Here is a 15,308-nt window from a genome sequence, read left to right on the forward strand (position 1 = left end):
CGGTGCGCAAAGGATCCGCGCGTACCGAATCCGTACGCGGTGATTCGCTCATGACTCGCCGACGTCGAGCAGCCCGTCGGGCGGGTCGATCACGATGCCGTCGAGTCCGACGGTCGGCACGATCTCGCGCACGAACGGCACCAGAACCTCGCGCCCATCGGCTGTCTTCACGGCCAGCAGATCGTTGGCAGGCAGATGCAGCACCGAGCCGACAACGCCAACCCGTTCGCCCTCGATGGTGGTGACCTCGACGCCTTCGAGTTCGTGGTCATAGAACTCGTCCGGGTCGTCGCCCGAGTCGACGTCGGCGCTGTCGATGAGGAAGAGCGTGCCGCGCAATGCGTCGGCCGCGGTGCGGTCGGACACCTCGGCCAACGACAGCAACAGCCGCCCGGCATGCTGCCGGGCGGCTGTCACCGTGTAATTCTTTTCGTCTCCCCCACGACCGGGTCGGCCACGGACGACCGAGCCGACCGCGAAGCGATCCTCCGGAACGTCGGTACGCACGTCGACAACTACTTCACCACGAATACCGTGTGACTTCGCGACACGTCCGACGACGAGATCCATCGTGGAGCGTCTACTCAGCGATCGGTGTCGACGATGTCGACGCGCACACCACGGCCACCGATTCCGGAGACCAGGGTGCGCAACGCGGTTGCCGTGCGACCGTTACGACCGATGACTTTTCCGAGATCCTCAGGGTTGACGTGTACCTCGACGAGGCGGCCTCGCCGACCGGTGATCAGTTCGACGCGCACGTCGTCGGGGTTGGCAACGATTCCGCGGACGAGATGTTCGACCGCGTCGGCGACGACAGCGCTCACGCCTGGTCCTTGGCGTCGCCGGCAGCAGCCTCAGCCGGAGCCTCGTCTGCGGCAGGCGCATCGTCAGCCTTCTTGGCGGCCTTCTTCTTGGGGGTGGTCGCCTCGGCGACGGGCTCGCTGTCGGCGGCGGCGAGTGCCGCGTTGAACAGGTCGAGCTTGGAGGTCTTGGGCTCGGCAACCTTCAGCGTGCCCTCGGCGCCCGGCAGACCCTTGTACTTCTGCCAATCACCGGTGATCTTGAGGATCGCGGCGACGGGCTCGGTCGGCTGTGCGCCGACACCCAGCCAGTACTGCGCGCGCTCGGAATCGACCTCGATGAGGCTCGGCTCTTCCTTCGGGTGGTACTTGCCGATGGTCTCGATCACCCGGCCGTTGCGGCGGGTCCGAGAATCTGCGACGACGATGCGGTACTGCGGGTTGCGGATCTTGCCGAGCCGCGTGAGCTTGATCTTGACAGACATGTGTTGCTTCTCCAGTGGTCACTGCGCAATTCAGCGGCCCGCCGGAAGTGGCGGACCCGGTTTTGCGATCTATTCGGGTGTGACCGTCGGGCGGTGCGTAACCGGTCCGACGAACCGAGGATCCATTGTGCCAGACGGCACCGGGGAGGAGAAATCGCCGCGACTGCGGCGCTGTCAACGCGTATGGAGCATGCGGATGCCCACCCCGCGACAAGGCAACCGCATGCTCCATACGACAGAAACGGACCCACAGGCCACACAACCGCGCTCGGCCCCCCAGAACGAGCGTTGCGCGTGGCCCGACCGAAGTCGGGACCCGCCGACGCGCCTCAATGCAACGTGAGTGCCACCCTACTAGGCGGTAACAAGGGAAACCACGGCATGAAAGGTGGCGTACCTCACACCGGATTCGTCGCCGGCCCGAAAGCGTGACCGTCAGACGACATGACCGCCTGCGCACACAACGGCGCGGGGGCGTCGAAGCGTCGAGAGATCCGCCCGAGGATCGTCATCGAGGACGAGGAAGTCGGCGCGGTCACCGTGCTCGAGAGTTCCCGCTCCGAGCCAGCGTCGGGGTTCGGTGGTCGCCGATGCGAGAGCACCTGCGGCACCGAGGCCGATACCCGCGAGCCGCTCGATCTCGTCGACGATGCGCCCATGCCCGATGAATCCACCGGCATCGGTACCCGCGTACATCGCAACGCCCGCCTCGCGCGCCGCGGCAAATGTCGCGGGCGCATCGGCATGCAGCTTGCGCATGTGCGCGGCGTATGTCGGGTATTTGTCTGCGCCCGCGGCGATCTCGGGGAAGTTGTCGACCTGAATCATGGTGGGCACCAGGGCAATCGACTTCTCGACCAGCAGGTCGATCTGATCGGCGTGTAGGCCGGTGCCGTGCTCGATGCAGTCGACGCCAGCCGCGATGAGGTCGTCGAGCCCGTCACTGCCGAACACATGCGCCGTGATGCGAGCACCCGCGTCATGCGCCGCAGCAACGGCACCGTCGAGTTGGGATCGGGTCCACAGCGGGGCGAGGTCGCCCACCCCGCGGTCGATCCAGTCACCGACGAGCTTGACCCAGCCGTCGCCTGCAGCAGCCTGTCGGGCCACCTCAGCGGGTAGGTCGTCGGGCTCGTCGAGTTCGATGCCGTATCCGCGCAGGTACCGCTTGGCGCGCGCGATGTGCTTGCCGGACCGGATGAACAGGGGGCCGGCGTCGGCGTCGAGTGGGTGGGTGTCGAGCGGTGAACCGACCTCGCGGATGAGCAGTGCCCCGGCTTCGGCGTCGGCGCGCGCGAACGCGCGGGCCTGCTCGATGGTCACGCCGAGTCCCGGCGCGATTCCCACGTGATTGTGGGCATCGACGAGTCCCGGAACGATCCAGCCGTCGGTGGCGACGGTCGTGGCGTCGGGCACCGGCTCGCGCGAGATGGTCTCACCGACCACCCACAGCTCGACGAGCTCATCGGTCAACGGATCGTGACCGCGATAGTGACGTGCCGTCGACGATCCGCGACCGCTCACGGCTACTTCTTCTTCGGCTGCTGGAACTGCGAGATATCGATGCCTTCGAGGCCCGGGGGCAGTTCGTCGAGACCAGCAGGCATGCCCGAGAGATCGGGGAAACCACCGGGCATACCGGGGAAACCGCCGCGCACCTTCGGTGGTGTCGGTCCACGTCCCTTGGCTTTGCCCTTCTTGCCCTTGCCCTTTTTACGGTTGGTCTTGCGAGAACCGCCGCCCAAGCCCATGCGACCGGACATCTGAGCCATCATCTTGCGAGCCTCGAAGAACCGGTCGACAAGCTGATTGACCTCGCTGACCGTCACACCCGAGCCGTTCGCGATGCGAAGTCGGCGTGAGGCGTTGATGATCTTCGGGTTGTCGCGCTCGGCGGGAGTCATGCCCCGGATGATGGCTTGCACGCGGTCGAGTTGCTTGTCGTCGACCTGCGAGAGAGCGTCTTTCATCTGGTTGGCGCCCGGCAGCATCCCGAGGATGTTGCCGATCGGTCCCATGCGACGCAGCATCTGCATCTGCTCGAGGAAGTCCTCGAGTGTCAACTCGCCCTGGCTGATCTTCTGTGCGGCGGCTTCTGCCTGCTCGGCATCCCAGTGCTGTTCGGCCTGTTCGATGAGGCTGAGCACGTCGCCCATACCGAGGATGCGGCTCGCCATTCGGTCGGGGTGGAAGACGTCGAAGTCCTCGAGCTTCTCACCGGACGACGCGAACATGATCGGCTGACCGGTCACCTCACGGACCGACAGGGCAGCACCGCCGCGAGCGTCACCGTCGAGCTTGGTGAGCACGACACCCGTGAATCCGACGCCGCTCTGGAAGGCTTCCGCGGTGGCCACCGCGTCTTGGCCGATCATCGCGTCGACGACGAAGAGCACTTCGTCGGGCTGAGTTGCCTCACGGATGTCGGAGGCCTGGCCCATCAGCTCCTCGTCGATACCGAGGCGACCGGCGGTGTCGATGAGCACGACGTCGTAGTGGTGATCGCGGGCCTCGGCGACGCCTGCGCGCGCGACGGCGACGGGATCGCCGTGGCTGACCGTGCCCAGATCGCCCGTCTGGCCGATGCTGGTCCCGGGATCGGGCGCGAACACCGGGACACCCGCGCGCTCGCCGACGATCTGCAGCTGAGAAACGGCACCTGGCCGCTGGAGGTCGCAGGCGACGAGCAGCGGAGTGTGACCCTGTTGCTTGAGCCAGTGGCCGAGCTTGCCCGCGAGGGTGGTCTTACCCGCGCCCTGCAGGCCCGCGAGCATGATGACGGTCGGCGCGCTCTTGGCGAACTGCACGCGGCGCGTCTCGCCGCCGAGGATGCCGATGAGCTCCTCGTTGACTATCTTGACGACCTGCTGGGCGGGGTTGAGCGCCTGCGAGACCTCGGCGCCCTTGGCGCGCTCCTTGATCCGGGCGATGAAGGCGCGCACCACGGGAAGAGAGACGTCGGCCTCGAGGAGGGCAAGACGGATCTCACGTGCGGTGCGGTCGATGTCGGCGTCGGACAGGCGTCCCTTGCCGCGCAAATCCTTCAGCGCACCGGTCAAGCGATCGGAGAGGGAGTCGAACATTGTTCCAGTGTCCCATGAGCCGACGTGTGCTCGCCGCAGCGGTGCGTCTCTCGTTCACCCTGCCGACCGTCGACAGGGTGAACGAGATCGTCAACTGATCGGGACGCCTGATCGTCCGGAGCCGGTCGTGCCCGCGGAGCCGCCGTCGCTGTCGTCCTCCGAACGCGGCTGAGGCGGTGGACATGCCACGATCACGGCATCAGCCAAGGCGGTACGCGCCTGCGGGGTGTCGTCGGCCAGACGAAGACAGAAGTTGTCGACGACGGTCGGCCCGAGAGTCGTCACCTTCGCCCACCGGACGTCGGCTCCCTGCTGCTCGATGACCTTGCTGACGCGACTGAGCAGACCCAGGCGATCGTCGGTGCGCAACTCCATCAGCACCTCGTCGTCGGACGGCGCGGAGGCCCAGAGGACCCGCGGCGGAGCGATGGCGAACAGCGCGGGTACCGCGTTCTTGGGATGCCCGGCACCATCGACGGCGGGATCGGTACTTCCCGCCGCGGCACCGGCTCCGATCCCCGGTGCGGCATTGACCGAGCCGATCGTCGGGATCGGCGAACTGCTTTCGCGCGCGTCGAGACGCTCGATGACGTCGATCTTGCCCTCCACGGCCGCGATCAACTGCTGGCGAAGCAGACCGGCCTCCGGCGGCGAGCCGAATGTCGGGACCACGACAAACGTGTTGACCGCGCGGCGTTGCCCGTCCGACGTCTCGATTCCCTGAACCGTCGCGGAGTGCGACCGCAACCCGTTCAACGCGACGACTCCCGCCATCTTCGACAGCAGACCCGGCGTGTCGGGCGCGACCATCACCACGGTGAACGTGTGCGGTCCCTCCCCCTGCGTGATGCTGACCGCATACTCACCGGACTCTGCGAGCGCACGCGTCTGCGCACTGAGCGGTTCGGGCTCCTCGGGGGTTTCGCCGTCGATCAGGCGCATCGTGCGTCGGACGAGATCGTTGATCAGCGACGCTTTCCACTCACCCCAGACACCGGGACCCGTGGCCCGTGAATCCGCTTCGGCAAGTGCCGCAAGTAGTTCCAGCAGCACCCTGTCGTATCCGAGAGTCTCTGCGACCTCTGTCGCGGTTGCCGGATCGTCGAGGTCGCGTCGCGTCGCAATCGACGGCAGCAACAGATGATGACGCACCAGCTCCGACAGCACGTCGACATCTTGCGGCCAGAGTCCGAACCTGTTGCCCACCTGTACGGCGAGTTCGGCTCCGACGATGCTGTGGTCGGCACCGCGTCCCTTGCCGAGGTCGTGGATCAGCGCACCGAGCACCAGCAGGTCGGGTCGCGAGACGCGGGTCGTCATCGAGCTCGCGTAGGCAGCGGTCTCGACGAGGTGGCGGTCGACGGTCCAGGTGTGCACCGCGTCTCGTGGCGGAAGATCACGGACCGCACCCCACTCCGGCAGGAGTCGGCCCCACAGCCCGGTGCGGTCGAGCGCCTCGATGGGATCGATCATGTGATGCCCGGAACCGAGCAACACCAGCAGGTCGCTCAGCGCTTCTGCCGGCCACGGCTCGCGCAGTTCTGGTGCGTAGTCGGCGAGCCGCGAGAGCGTCGAGGCGCTGATCGGCAGTCCGGTACGCGCCGACGCCGACGCGACGCGAAGGATGAGTCCTGGATCTTTGCTCGGAATCGCGTTGCGCGCCAACACGATCTCACCGTTGTGCTCCACCACGCCCTCGTCGAGCGGACGTCGGATGGGCGATCGCCTCAGCTTCGAGAGACCGCGGCGCGGTAACGCATTGCCCGCAGTCCGCAGGCCGACGTCGATCGAGTAGCTGATCGTGCGGGCGGAGTCGCTGATGACGCGCGCGAGGTCGAAGCGGTCGCCGATGCGCAGCGATGCACCCATCTCGTCGGCGTCCTGTGCGCGCACCTGCTCCCGGGGACGCCCGGCGATCCGGTGCAGTTCGGTACGGATGTCCAACAATCGGTGATAGGCCATCTGCGGCCCCGCATTCGGCGAATCGGGACGCAGGCCTCCCATGCCGTCGGTGAGTTGCGCGATGGCCAGCGCGCCGAGGAGTTGCACGTCGCGCAGGCCCCCGCGACCGTTCTTCAGGTCGGGTTCCGCGCGATGCGCGATATCTCCCGCGCGACGCCATCGATCCTGTGCGTGCTCGACCACTTCGGGGAAGCGGTGTCTGATCTCGGTGCGCCACTGCTGGCGCACTCCCCCGATCAGCAGCGACGACAGATCCTCGTCGCCCACGATGTGGCGCGCCTCGAGCAATCCCAGCGCGGCCGTGGTGTCCTCGGCGGCGACCTGCAGGGCCTGAGGGACCGTGCGCACGCTGTGATCGAGCGGAATGTTGGCGTCCCACAGCGGATACCAGAGTCCGTCGGCAACTTCTGAAAGCCGTTCGACGGCGAGGTCGTCGTGCAGCAGGATCAGGTCGAGGTCGGAATGCGGAAGCATCTCCCCGCGCCCGAGTCCGCCGACGGCGACGATCGCCAGTCCGCTGTGCGGCCTGATCCCGAGCTCGGCCGCCTTGCTTGTCAGCCAGAATTCGTGCAGGTCGACCAGAACCTGCCGTAACCCGGGGGCGTCGAGCCTCCCGGCACCGGTGGCCTCGGTGAGTTGCTTACGGGTACGTGCCAGGTCGGTCGCTGCGAGAGGGCCACCGCCTGGTCCCATTCCGGGCCGTGGCCCCGCACCCGACGAATCGTCGGACGCAGGGCCACGGTCGGAGTTGACGAAAGGCAACGGGCCTACAGCGCGTCTGCGCCGCGCTCGCCGGTTCGGACGCGAACGACCGACTCGACCGGGGAGACCCACACCTTTCCGTCACCGATCTTGCCGGTTCGCGCGGCCTCCACGATGACATCGACGACCTTGTCGACAGCCGCGTCGTCGACGACGACCTCGACTCGTACCTTGGGAACGAAGTCGACCGAGTATTCAGCGCCGCGGTACACCTCGGTATGGCCCTTCTGGCGACCGTAACCCTGCACCTCACTGACGGTCATTCCCAGAATCCCGGCCTGCTCCAGGCCGGCTTTGACGTCCTCAAGCGTGAACGGTTTCACGATTGCGGTGATGAGCTTCATTGGTTATCCCTCTCCACAGGATTCAGCGTAGTAGTCAACGACCGGGGATTCATGCCAGTTCGTACGCGGTCTCGGCATGTTCTGCCTCATCGATGCCACTCTTCTCCTCATCGGGCTTGATGCGCCAGCCGAGCGGCTTGAGCACCAGAGCGATGATCGCGGTGAGAACACCGGTGAACGCGAGTGCGAATGCGGCGATCACGATCTGCACCACGAGCTGCTTGTAGTCGCCGCCCCAGAACAGGCCCGTGTCCTTGGCCAGGAAGCCGATGCCGATGGTGCCCCAGAGTCCTGCGACCAGGTGAACACCGACGACGTCGAGCGAATCGTCGTATCCGAACTTGTTCTTGAGTCCGATGGCAACCGCTGCGAGAGCACCCGCGATCACGCCGAGGATGAGCGAACCAACCGGCGTCAACGCGCCACAGGCAGGGGTGATGGCGACAAGACCGGCAACGATGCCCGACGCCGCGCCAACGCTGGTGGCGTGCTTGTCGCGCACCCATTCAACCCCGAGCCAGCCGATCATTGCCGCCGCGGTTGCGGCAGTCGTGTTGACCCAGACCTTGCCTGCCGTCATGTCCGCGGCGAGCTCGGAGCCCGCATTGAAGCCGAACCAACCGAACCACAGCAGTGCGGCACCGAGCATCACGAACGGGATGTTGTGCGGCCGGTAGGCGGTCTTGCCGAAGCCGACACGTGCACCGACGATGATGGCCAACACCAGACCGGCCATACCGGCGTTGATGTGGACGACCGTGCCACCGGCGAAGTCGATCGGCGCCACGTTGGCGGTTCCGTCCGAGTTCGTGCCGAACATCCATGACGCGAAGCCCTTTTCGGCGTTCGACATCAGGCCGCCGCCCCACACCATGTGGGAGAGCGGGAAGTAGACGATGGTGGACCACAGCACCGAGAACACCAGCCAGGTGGAGAACTTCACGCGCTCTGCAACAGCCCCCGAGATCAGGGCGACGGTGATGACGGCGAAGGTGAGCTGGAAGGCAAGGAAGACAATGGCGGGAACGTGGGTGTCGACGCCGGTCCACAACACGTATGTCGGCTTGTCTTCGGTACCCGCCGTGTTCATCAGCTGATCGGATCCGAACAGCGAGAACGGATTCGAGAAGATGCCCCAGATATCGGAGTCACCGGTGACGGTATTTCCGAACGACTCCGAAAACCCCCACAAGACGTAGACGATGCTGACGGTCGCAACCGAGCCGAACGACATCATCATCATGTTCAGAACTGCTTTACCCCGAGACAAACCCCCGTAGAAGAAGGCCAGCGCTGGAGTCATCAGAAGAACCATCGACGCACTGGCCAGCATCCATGCTGTATTGCCGGCGTCGGGCTCTCCGAAAACACTATCCGGTAGTGCAGAGACCACTGTAGAAAACCTCCTCAGAGCGCGCCGACGGCTCGGCGCCTGCAAAGACTCTGTCGGGCAGTGGTTTCAGCTGTGGTGCTCCCGTGTTTCGAGCGTGTGAACCAAAGCCCGATTCACATTTCGCGAAGGTAAATCGCCAGGTGAATCGGACATGGCCTCAAAGGTTTTTCGCAGCTTACAGAAGCGCGTCGATGAACGCTTCCGGGTCGAACGGCGCGAGATCGTCGGCTCCCTCGCCGAGTCCGACGAGCTTCACCGGGACGCCGAGCACCTCTTGGACGTTGAACACGATGCCGCCCTTGGCGGTTCCGTCGAGCTTGGTCAATGCGACGCCGGTGATGTCGACGACCTCGGCGAAGACCTTCGCCTGAGTCAGTCCGTTCTGGCCGACGGTGGCATCGAGGACGAGGATCACCTCGTCGACGGGAGCCTTCTTCTCGACGACTCGCTTGACCTTTCCGAGCTCGTCCATCAGACCGGTCTTGGTGTGCAGACGTCCCGCCGTGTCGATGAGCACCACGTCGACGCCCTCGTCGATCCCCTTCGCGACGGCGTCGAATGCCACTGCCGCCGGGTCGGCCTGTTCCTTGCCGCGCACGATATCTGCACCGACGCGCTCGCCCCATGTCTGTAGCTGATCTGCCGCCGCGGCTCGGAATGTGTCGGCCGCGCCGAGCAATACGCGCCTACCGTCGGCGACGAGGACGCGCGCGAGTTTGCCCGTCGTCGTGGTCTTGCCGGTTCCGTTGACGCCGACGACGAGTACCACCGCCGGTGTGTCGGCATGAGGCAGCGCACGGATCGAACGGTCGAATTCGGGGTGTAGTTGTTCGACGAGCACCCTGCGCAGCAGTGCGCGAGCGTCGTCGGCGTTGCGCACCGGATTGGTGGCCAGCTCGGTGCGGAGCCGTTCGATGACCGCTTCGGTCGCGGCCGAGCCGAGGTCGGCCATGACCAGGGTGTCCTCGATCTCCTCCCAGCTCTCCTCGTCGAGGTCGCCTGCACCGAGCAGCCCGAGCATGCTCTTGCCGATCGCGCCCTGCGACCGCGACAGGCGCCCACGCAGCCGACCGAGTCGGCCTGCCGTCGGCTCGATCTCCTCACGCGGCGGAGCTGTGGCCGCAGCCTCCTCGTCCTCGATCTCGTCGATCTCTTCGATGATCTCGTCGGGACTCTCACCGACCGACTCGACGATCTCCTCGAACAGCGGGGTGGTGACCGACGAATCTGTGTACTCGTCAAGCGGCACCGATTCGCTGGTCAGCGCCGACTCTTCGGTGGTCGCACCGGTGTCGGTGCCGTCCGCGGTCGGTGCAGCGGTATCGGTGGTGTCTGCGGCCGGTGCAGTGGTGTCGCTAGTCGCAGTGTCGGTAGTCGCAGTGTCGGTAGTCGCGGTGTCTGCTGTCTCAACGTCGGCGGTATCGGGCAGCGTGACGTTGGTGATGCCGCGACGTTCCGAGTCGCGCGGGACCGATGCGTCGTCGCCGACGCCGGGCTGACCGTCAACCTCGGTCCGCTCGGTGGGCGCGATGGTCGGCTCGGGTGGTTGCGCGACAGCGGTTCCCGACGCCGCGCCACCCTGGCTGAAGCTGAAGCCCGACGACGCCTTGTACCCGCCTGAGCGATCGACCTGCGGTTTCGAGCCGTCTACGACTTGCGTCTGCTCGTCGTCGTGGAGGGAGATGCGTCGTCGACGCGCGAGTACGAGACCCGCGACGATCAACGCGAGGATGACGACGACCGCGATGACGATTCCGATGATGATTCCGGTGTTCACTGCTTCTCCAGTTCTTCCCGCATATCTCGGGCTGCGTTGTCCATCGTGCTCCTCCGCCGACTAGCGGAAGGGGCGTTCTCTATGTTGGCGCCCTGTTTGTCATGTTGGCGCCCTGTTAGTCGTCGCTGTGGTCACATCCGGCACGTCGGTCTCCTGCCCGCCGACGCCGTCTCCCCCATCTGTGCCGCCTCCACCCACTGCCGGCTGCGCGGTTGCCGTGACCGCGACGTTCTGGCCGCGCAGACGCTGTGAGATCACCGTCGTGATGCCGTCACCACGCATGCTGACGCCGTAGAGCGCATCCGCGACCTCCATTGTCGGCTTCTGGTGGGTGATCACAATGAGCTGCGACCGTTCACGCAACTGCTCGAAGAGGGTGATCAAGCGGCGCAGGTTGGTATCGTCGAGCGCTGCTTCGACCTCGTCCATCACGTAGAACGGTGAGGGTCGCGCGCGGAAGATCGCCACGAGCATCGCCACCGCGGTCAGCGACTTCTCGCCACCCGAGAGCAACGACAGCCGCTTGACCTTCTTACCCGGTGGACGTGCCTCGACCTCGACTCCGGTGGTCAGCATGTCTCCGGGTTCGGTGAGGATGAGTCGACCCTCGCCACCGGGGAACAGCGTCGAAAAGACTTGGGAGAACTCACGTTCGACGTCGGCGTAGGCCTCGGTGAACACCTGCAGGATGCGCGCGTCGACGTCCTCGACCACGTCGAGCAGATCCTTCCGCGCGGCCTTGACGTCCTCGAGTTGTGCAGACAAGAAGCTGTAGCGCTCTTCGAGGGCGGCGAACTCCTCCAGCGCGAGGGGATTCACCTTGCCGAGGGTGTTGAGGTCTTTCTGCGCCTTCTTCGCGCGCGCTTCCTGCGTCGCACGGTCGTACGGCAGCGGCGCGGGCGCGACGACGCTCTCCCCGCGCTCCTTGGCCTGCTCGTACTCGGAGATCTCCAACGCCGACGGCGGCATCGGGACGTCCGGGCCGTACTCGGCGATCAGATCGTCGGGCGACATCGCAAAGTTCTCGAGAATCTGCTCCTCGAGCTGCTGGATGCGCAACGCGGACTGCGCTCGGGCGACCTCATCGCGGTGCACGGAATCACGCAGGGCGTTGAGCTGATCGGTGAGTGCCGCCGCTCGACTCTTCAGCGCTTCGAGGGTTTCGGTGCGCGCACCTTTGACCTGCTCGAGCTCGTCGCGACCCGCCTGTGCTGTTGCGACCGCGCCGACGAGACGTTCGGAGACCGCGGTGGCAGCCTGGGCGACCTCGGCCGCCACCTGCGCCGCAACCCGACGAGCCTCGTCCTGGCGTCGGGTACGCTCACGGGCATCGCGTTCACGTTGGGCTGCACGACGAAGCGAATCGGCGCGGCCACGCACAGATGCGAGGCGCTCCTCTGCGGTACGCAGTGCCAGACGCGCTTCCATCTCACTCGAACGCGCACCAGCGACGGCAGCGGCAGCCGCCGAGCGTTCGCCCCCATCTCCCCCGACCTCGTCGGGTTCAGATGTCGACTCGTCACGCGCCAGGCGCAGGCGTTCCTGCAGCTCGGCGAGGGTGGCGAGCATGTCGCCGCGACCGTCTTCTGCGCGGTCGCGCTGCCGCGTGAGCCGGTCGGCCTCCGACTGTGCCGCGCGGACTTCCTGACCCAGTCGGGCGAGTTGCTCGTAGGCTCCGCCGACGGCCGCATCCGACTCGTGGAGCGCGGCCAACGCCTCTTCGGCGGCCTCGCGGCGGGCGCGCTGTTCGGTCAGTGCACCTTCGAGGGCCGCCTGCGTCTCCTCGGTGGTCCGATGCGCCGCAGCGAGATCTGCGGTTGCGGTGTCGATCGCCGAGGTGACCTCCAACGTCGACGGGCGACGCGACGATCCGCCCTCCACCGACGCGGGGCCGATGCGGTCGCCCTCCCGCGTGACGCATCGAAGGCCGTGCCGTACCGCGAGGTCGACGCCTTGCTCGGCGTCGTCGACCACGACGACATCGGCGAGCAGATGCTCGACGGCACCCTTGATCTGTGACGGCGCGGTGACCACCGAGCTCGCCCAGACGGCGCCGTCGGGCAACGTGACCTCGCGACGCGGTGCGGCGTCGTCGAGTCCGCCGAGGAGCAACGACGCCCGGCCTCCGTCTCCGGTCTTCAACGCCTGCAGCGCGCGGACGGCAGCCAGCGCGTCGACGGTCGCAATCGCGTCGGCGGCCGGCCCCAGCGCTGCGGCGATGGCCGCCTCGAAACCCGAGTCGACAGCCAGCAGATCGGAAACGGAGCCCGCCAATCCCTCCGGCGCATTCTCGAGCAGCCACGCACCGCCGTCGTTGCGTTCGAGGCCCACCGAGAGCGCCTCGATACGGGCGCTCAGTGACGCGATCCGCTGCTCCGCCTCACGTTCGGCGGCCTGCAGCGACGCAACCCGCTCGTTCGACAGATTCAGCGCCGCGACGCACCGCTCGTGGTGTTCGTCGAGGCCCTGCTCCGAGGCCTCCATCTGGCTCAGTGATTCGGCTGCCGAATCCTGTTGCTGCGCAGCAGTTTCGGCGCGTTCGACGGCGGCTGCGATCGCAGCGGTGAGGCGCGACGCCTCGGCGTCGACGCCGTCGGCCTTGGTCTGCAGACTCTCGACCTGTCCCTCGAGTCGCGCCAGCCCCTCACGGCGATCGGCCACCGCACGCACCGCGGCCATGTGAGCCTGCTCCGCCTCCGCGGCGACACGCTCGTACTCCTCGAGTTCGAGCTTGGACACCTCCAGCGACTCGGCCGCGAGCGAGACCGCCTCGGCCATTTCGGCCTCGGTGAGTGCGGCCTCCTGCGCCTGGCGTTCGAGTTGTTCTGGATCGGGACCGCCGGAGCTGACCGTGGGCTCCGCGAGGTAGCGGCTGCGTTCGGTTGCGACCCGATTGGTCGCGTCGACACGCTCGGCGAGCGCCGACAACCGGAACCACGCCTGGCCTGCCGCCGCGGCAGCGGGAGTGACCTGGGCGAGATGGTCAGAGTGCTCGGCGACCTCGGCATTGACGGCGTCGAGCTCTGCGGTGACCTCGTCGGAGCGTCGTCGAATCTCTTCTTCGACTGCCGTGTGCTCGGCCATCTCCGTGCGTCGGGTCACCAGATCGTCTGCCGCCAACCGCAGTCGTGCGTCGCGGAGGTCGGCCTGCACCGTCTGCGCTCGGCGGGCGACCTCAGCCTGCCGTCCGAGCGGTTTGAGCTGGCGTCGCAGTTCGGCGGTCAGGTCGCTCAGACGCGCGAGATTGGCCTGCATCGAGTCGAGCTTGCGGACGGCCTTCTCTTTGCGCTTGCGGTGCTTGAGGACTCCTGCCGCCTCTTCGATGAACGCACGACGGTCCTCCGGCCGCGATTCCAGAATCGCCGCGAGGCGCCCCTGCCCGACGATGACGTGCATCTCGCGCCCGATACCCGAGTCGGACAGCAACTCCTGCACGTCCATCAACCGGCACGAACTCCCGTTGATCTCGTACTCGCCCGCACCGTCGCGGAACATCCGTCGCGTGATGGAGACCTCGGAGTATTCGATCGGCAGAGCGCCGTCGGAGTTGTCGATCGTCAGCGTCACCTCGGCCCGACCGAGAGGCGGCCGACCCGACGTCCCGGCGAAGATGACGTCTTCCATCTTGCCGCCACGCAGCGCTTTCGCACCCTGCTCGCCCATCACCCACGTCAGTGCGTCGACCACGTTCGACTTACCCGAGCCGTTGGGGCCCACCACGCAGGTGATGCCGGGCTCGAATCGCAGAGTCGTGGCCGACGCGAAGGACTTGAAGCCCTTCAGGGTCAGGCTTTTCAGGTGCACGACCGTTAAGCCTACCCATCACCCGATGCAGGCAGGCGCAACCGGGCAGGCGGTTGAGCGGCGGATCAGCGTTCGACGAATCCTTGCAGGTCACCCCGTGGCGCATCGAAACGTTCGACGACGAGGTCGACCCGACCGGGAGTATCGCCCGAACGGAGCAGGTCGAGCAGCGTGTGCACCTGCGGCTCGGCACCCTCCGCGACGACGAGCACCCGCCCATCGGCGAGATTCGTCGCAGAACCGACCAGACCGAGCTCCAGGGCGCGCGAGCGCGTCCACCAGCGGAATCCGACGCCCTGGACCTGTCCGTGAACGTGTGCGGTCATCCGAACGACCTGGTCGGAGCCATTCATCGGGGAGTCAGTCGCTCTCGATGACGAGTTCGACCTCGGTGCCCGCCTTGAGCGTGCGACCCACCGTGCACACCGAGTCGATCGCGCGCTCGACGACCACAAGCAGGCGCTCTGCAGCGGCGGGATCGAGTTCGGACAGGTCGACGTCGAGCACCTCGCGTAGGCGCGGGTACACCTCGTTCTCGCGGTCGGCGTCGCCCGAGACGCGGATCGTCGCGTCGTAGTCGTCGCCGAGGCGACGTGCCAGCGGGCGGTCCGACGACATCCCGGTGCATGCGGCAAGCGCGATCTTCAGCAATTCGCCGGGCGTGAACACACCGTCCACGTCTTGCGAGCCGATCAGGACTTCGGCACCCCGCGAGCTCTTGCCGGTGTAGCGGCGTGTTCCGGTCCGCTGCACCCACAACTCGGTGTGCGCCGAGCCGGCATCCGACTCCTGCGGCGCCGATGTGGTCGCGGACGAATTCTCGCTGGTCATCTGCGCGATGACTCCCTTCGCAATCGACTCTCGGCGCACCCGAGGCGCCGCTGGCAATAGTAGA

General features: G+C 66.5%; 12 protein-coding genes. All 12 read right to left on the reverse strand.

Annotated features, from left to right (window positions below; genetic code table 11):
• Positions 1 to 48: 48 nt before the first annotated feature.
• Positions 49 to 570: a ribosome maturation factor RimM gene (rimM, locus tag GOSPT_RS08135; protein WP_039855184.1), complete on the reverse strand. Its 522-nt coding sequence runs from the start codon at positions 568 to 570 to the stop codon at positions 49 to 51.
• A gap of 14 nt (positions 571 to 584) precedes the next feature.
• Positions 585 to 827: an RNA-binding protein gene (locus tag GOSPT_RS08140; RefSeq protein WP_005176668.1), complete on the reverse strand. Its 243-nt coding sequence runs from the start codon at positions 825 to 827 to the stop codon at positions 585 to 587.
• Positions 824 to 1,288: a 30S ribosomal protein S16 gene (rpsP, locus tag GOSPT_RS08145; RefSeq protein ID WP_005205007.1), complete on the reverse strand. Its 465-nt coding sequence runs from the start codon at positions 1,286 to 1,288 to the stop codon at positions 824 to 826. The genes GOSPT_RS08140 and rpsP overlap by 4 nt, the downstream gene beginning before the upstream one ends.
• A gap of 435 nt (positions 1,289 to 1,723) precedes the next feature.
• Entirely contained in the window at positions 1,724 to 2,812 is a 1,089-nt protein-coding gene (locus GOSPT_RS08150; protein WP_005205009.1) for an amidohydrolase family protein, read from the reverse strand.
• 2 nt (positions 2,813 to 2,814) lie between these two features.
• Positions 2,815 to 4,371, reverse strand: a complete 1,557-nt coding sequence (gene ffh, locus GOSPT_RS08155) for a signal recognition particle protein (protein ID WP_005205011.1) — start codon at positions 4,369 to 4,371, stop codon at positions 2,815 to 2,817.
• A gap of 90 nt (positions 4,372 to 4,461) precedes the next feature.
• Complete coding sequence (locus tag GOSPT_RS08160) at positions 4,462 to 7,095, reverse strand: [protein-PII] uridylyltransferase (RefSeq protein ID WP_005205013.1); 2,634 nt, start codon at positions 7,093 to 7,095, stop codon at positions 4,462 to 4,464.
• A 5-nt stretch (positions 7,096 to 7,100) separates the two neighbouring features.
• On the reverse strand, positions 7,101 to 7,439 hold the full coding sequence (locus GOSPT_RS08165; protein WP_005176661.1) for a P-II family nitrogen regulator: 339 nt from the start codon (positions 7,437 to 7,439) through the stop codon (positions 7,101 to 7,103).
• 49 nt (positions 7,440 to 7,488) lie between these two features.
• Positions 7,489 to 8,832, reverse strand: coding sequence for an ammonium transporter (locus GOSPT_RS08170; RefSeq protein WP_005205015.1), 1,344 nt, complete (start codon positions 8,830 to 8,832; stop codon positions 7,489 to 7,491).
• A gap of 175 nt (positions 8,833 to 9,007) precedes the next feature.
• Positions 9,008 to 10,609, reverse strand: coding sequence for a signal recognition particle-docking protein FtsY (ftsY, locus tag GOSPT_RS08175; protein ID WP_005205023.1), 1,602 nt, complete (start codon positions 10,607 to 10,609; stop codon positions 9,008 to 9,010).
• A gap of 99 nt (positions 10,610 to 10,708) precedes the next feature.
• Positions 10,709 to 14,413: a chromosome segregation protein SMC gene (gene smc / locus GOSPT_RS08180; RefSeq protein WP_005205025.1), complete on the reverse strand. Its 3,705-nt coding sequence runs from the start codon at positions 14,411 to 14,413 to the stop codon at positions 10,709 to 10,711.
• A 65-nt stretch (positions 14,414 to 14,478) separates the two neighbouring features.
• A complete protein-coding gene (locus tag GOSPT_RS08185) occupies positions 14,479 to 14,739 on the reverse strand; it encodes an acylphosphatase (RefSeq protein ID WP_005205027.1) in 261 nt (86 codons plus the stop codon).
• 34 nt (positions 14,740 to 14,773) lie between these two features.
• Positions 14,774 to 15,244: an OsmC family protein gene (locus GOSPT_RS08190; RefSeq protein ID WP_005205029.1), complete on the reverse strand. Its 471-nt coding sequence runs from the start codon at positions 15,242 to 15,244 to the stop codon at positions 14,774 to 14,776.
• Between the last annotated feature and the right edge of the window lie 64 nt (positions 15,245 to 15,308).

Source organism: Gordonia sputi NBRC 100414, from assembly GCF_000248055.1.
Taxonomy (GTDB): Bacteria; Actinomycetota; Actinomycetes; order Mycobacteriales; family Mycobacteriaceae; genus Gordonia; species Gordonia sputi.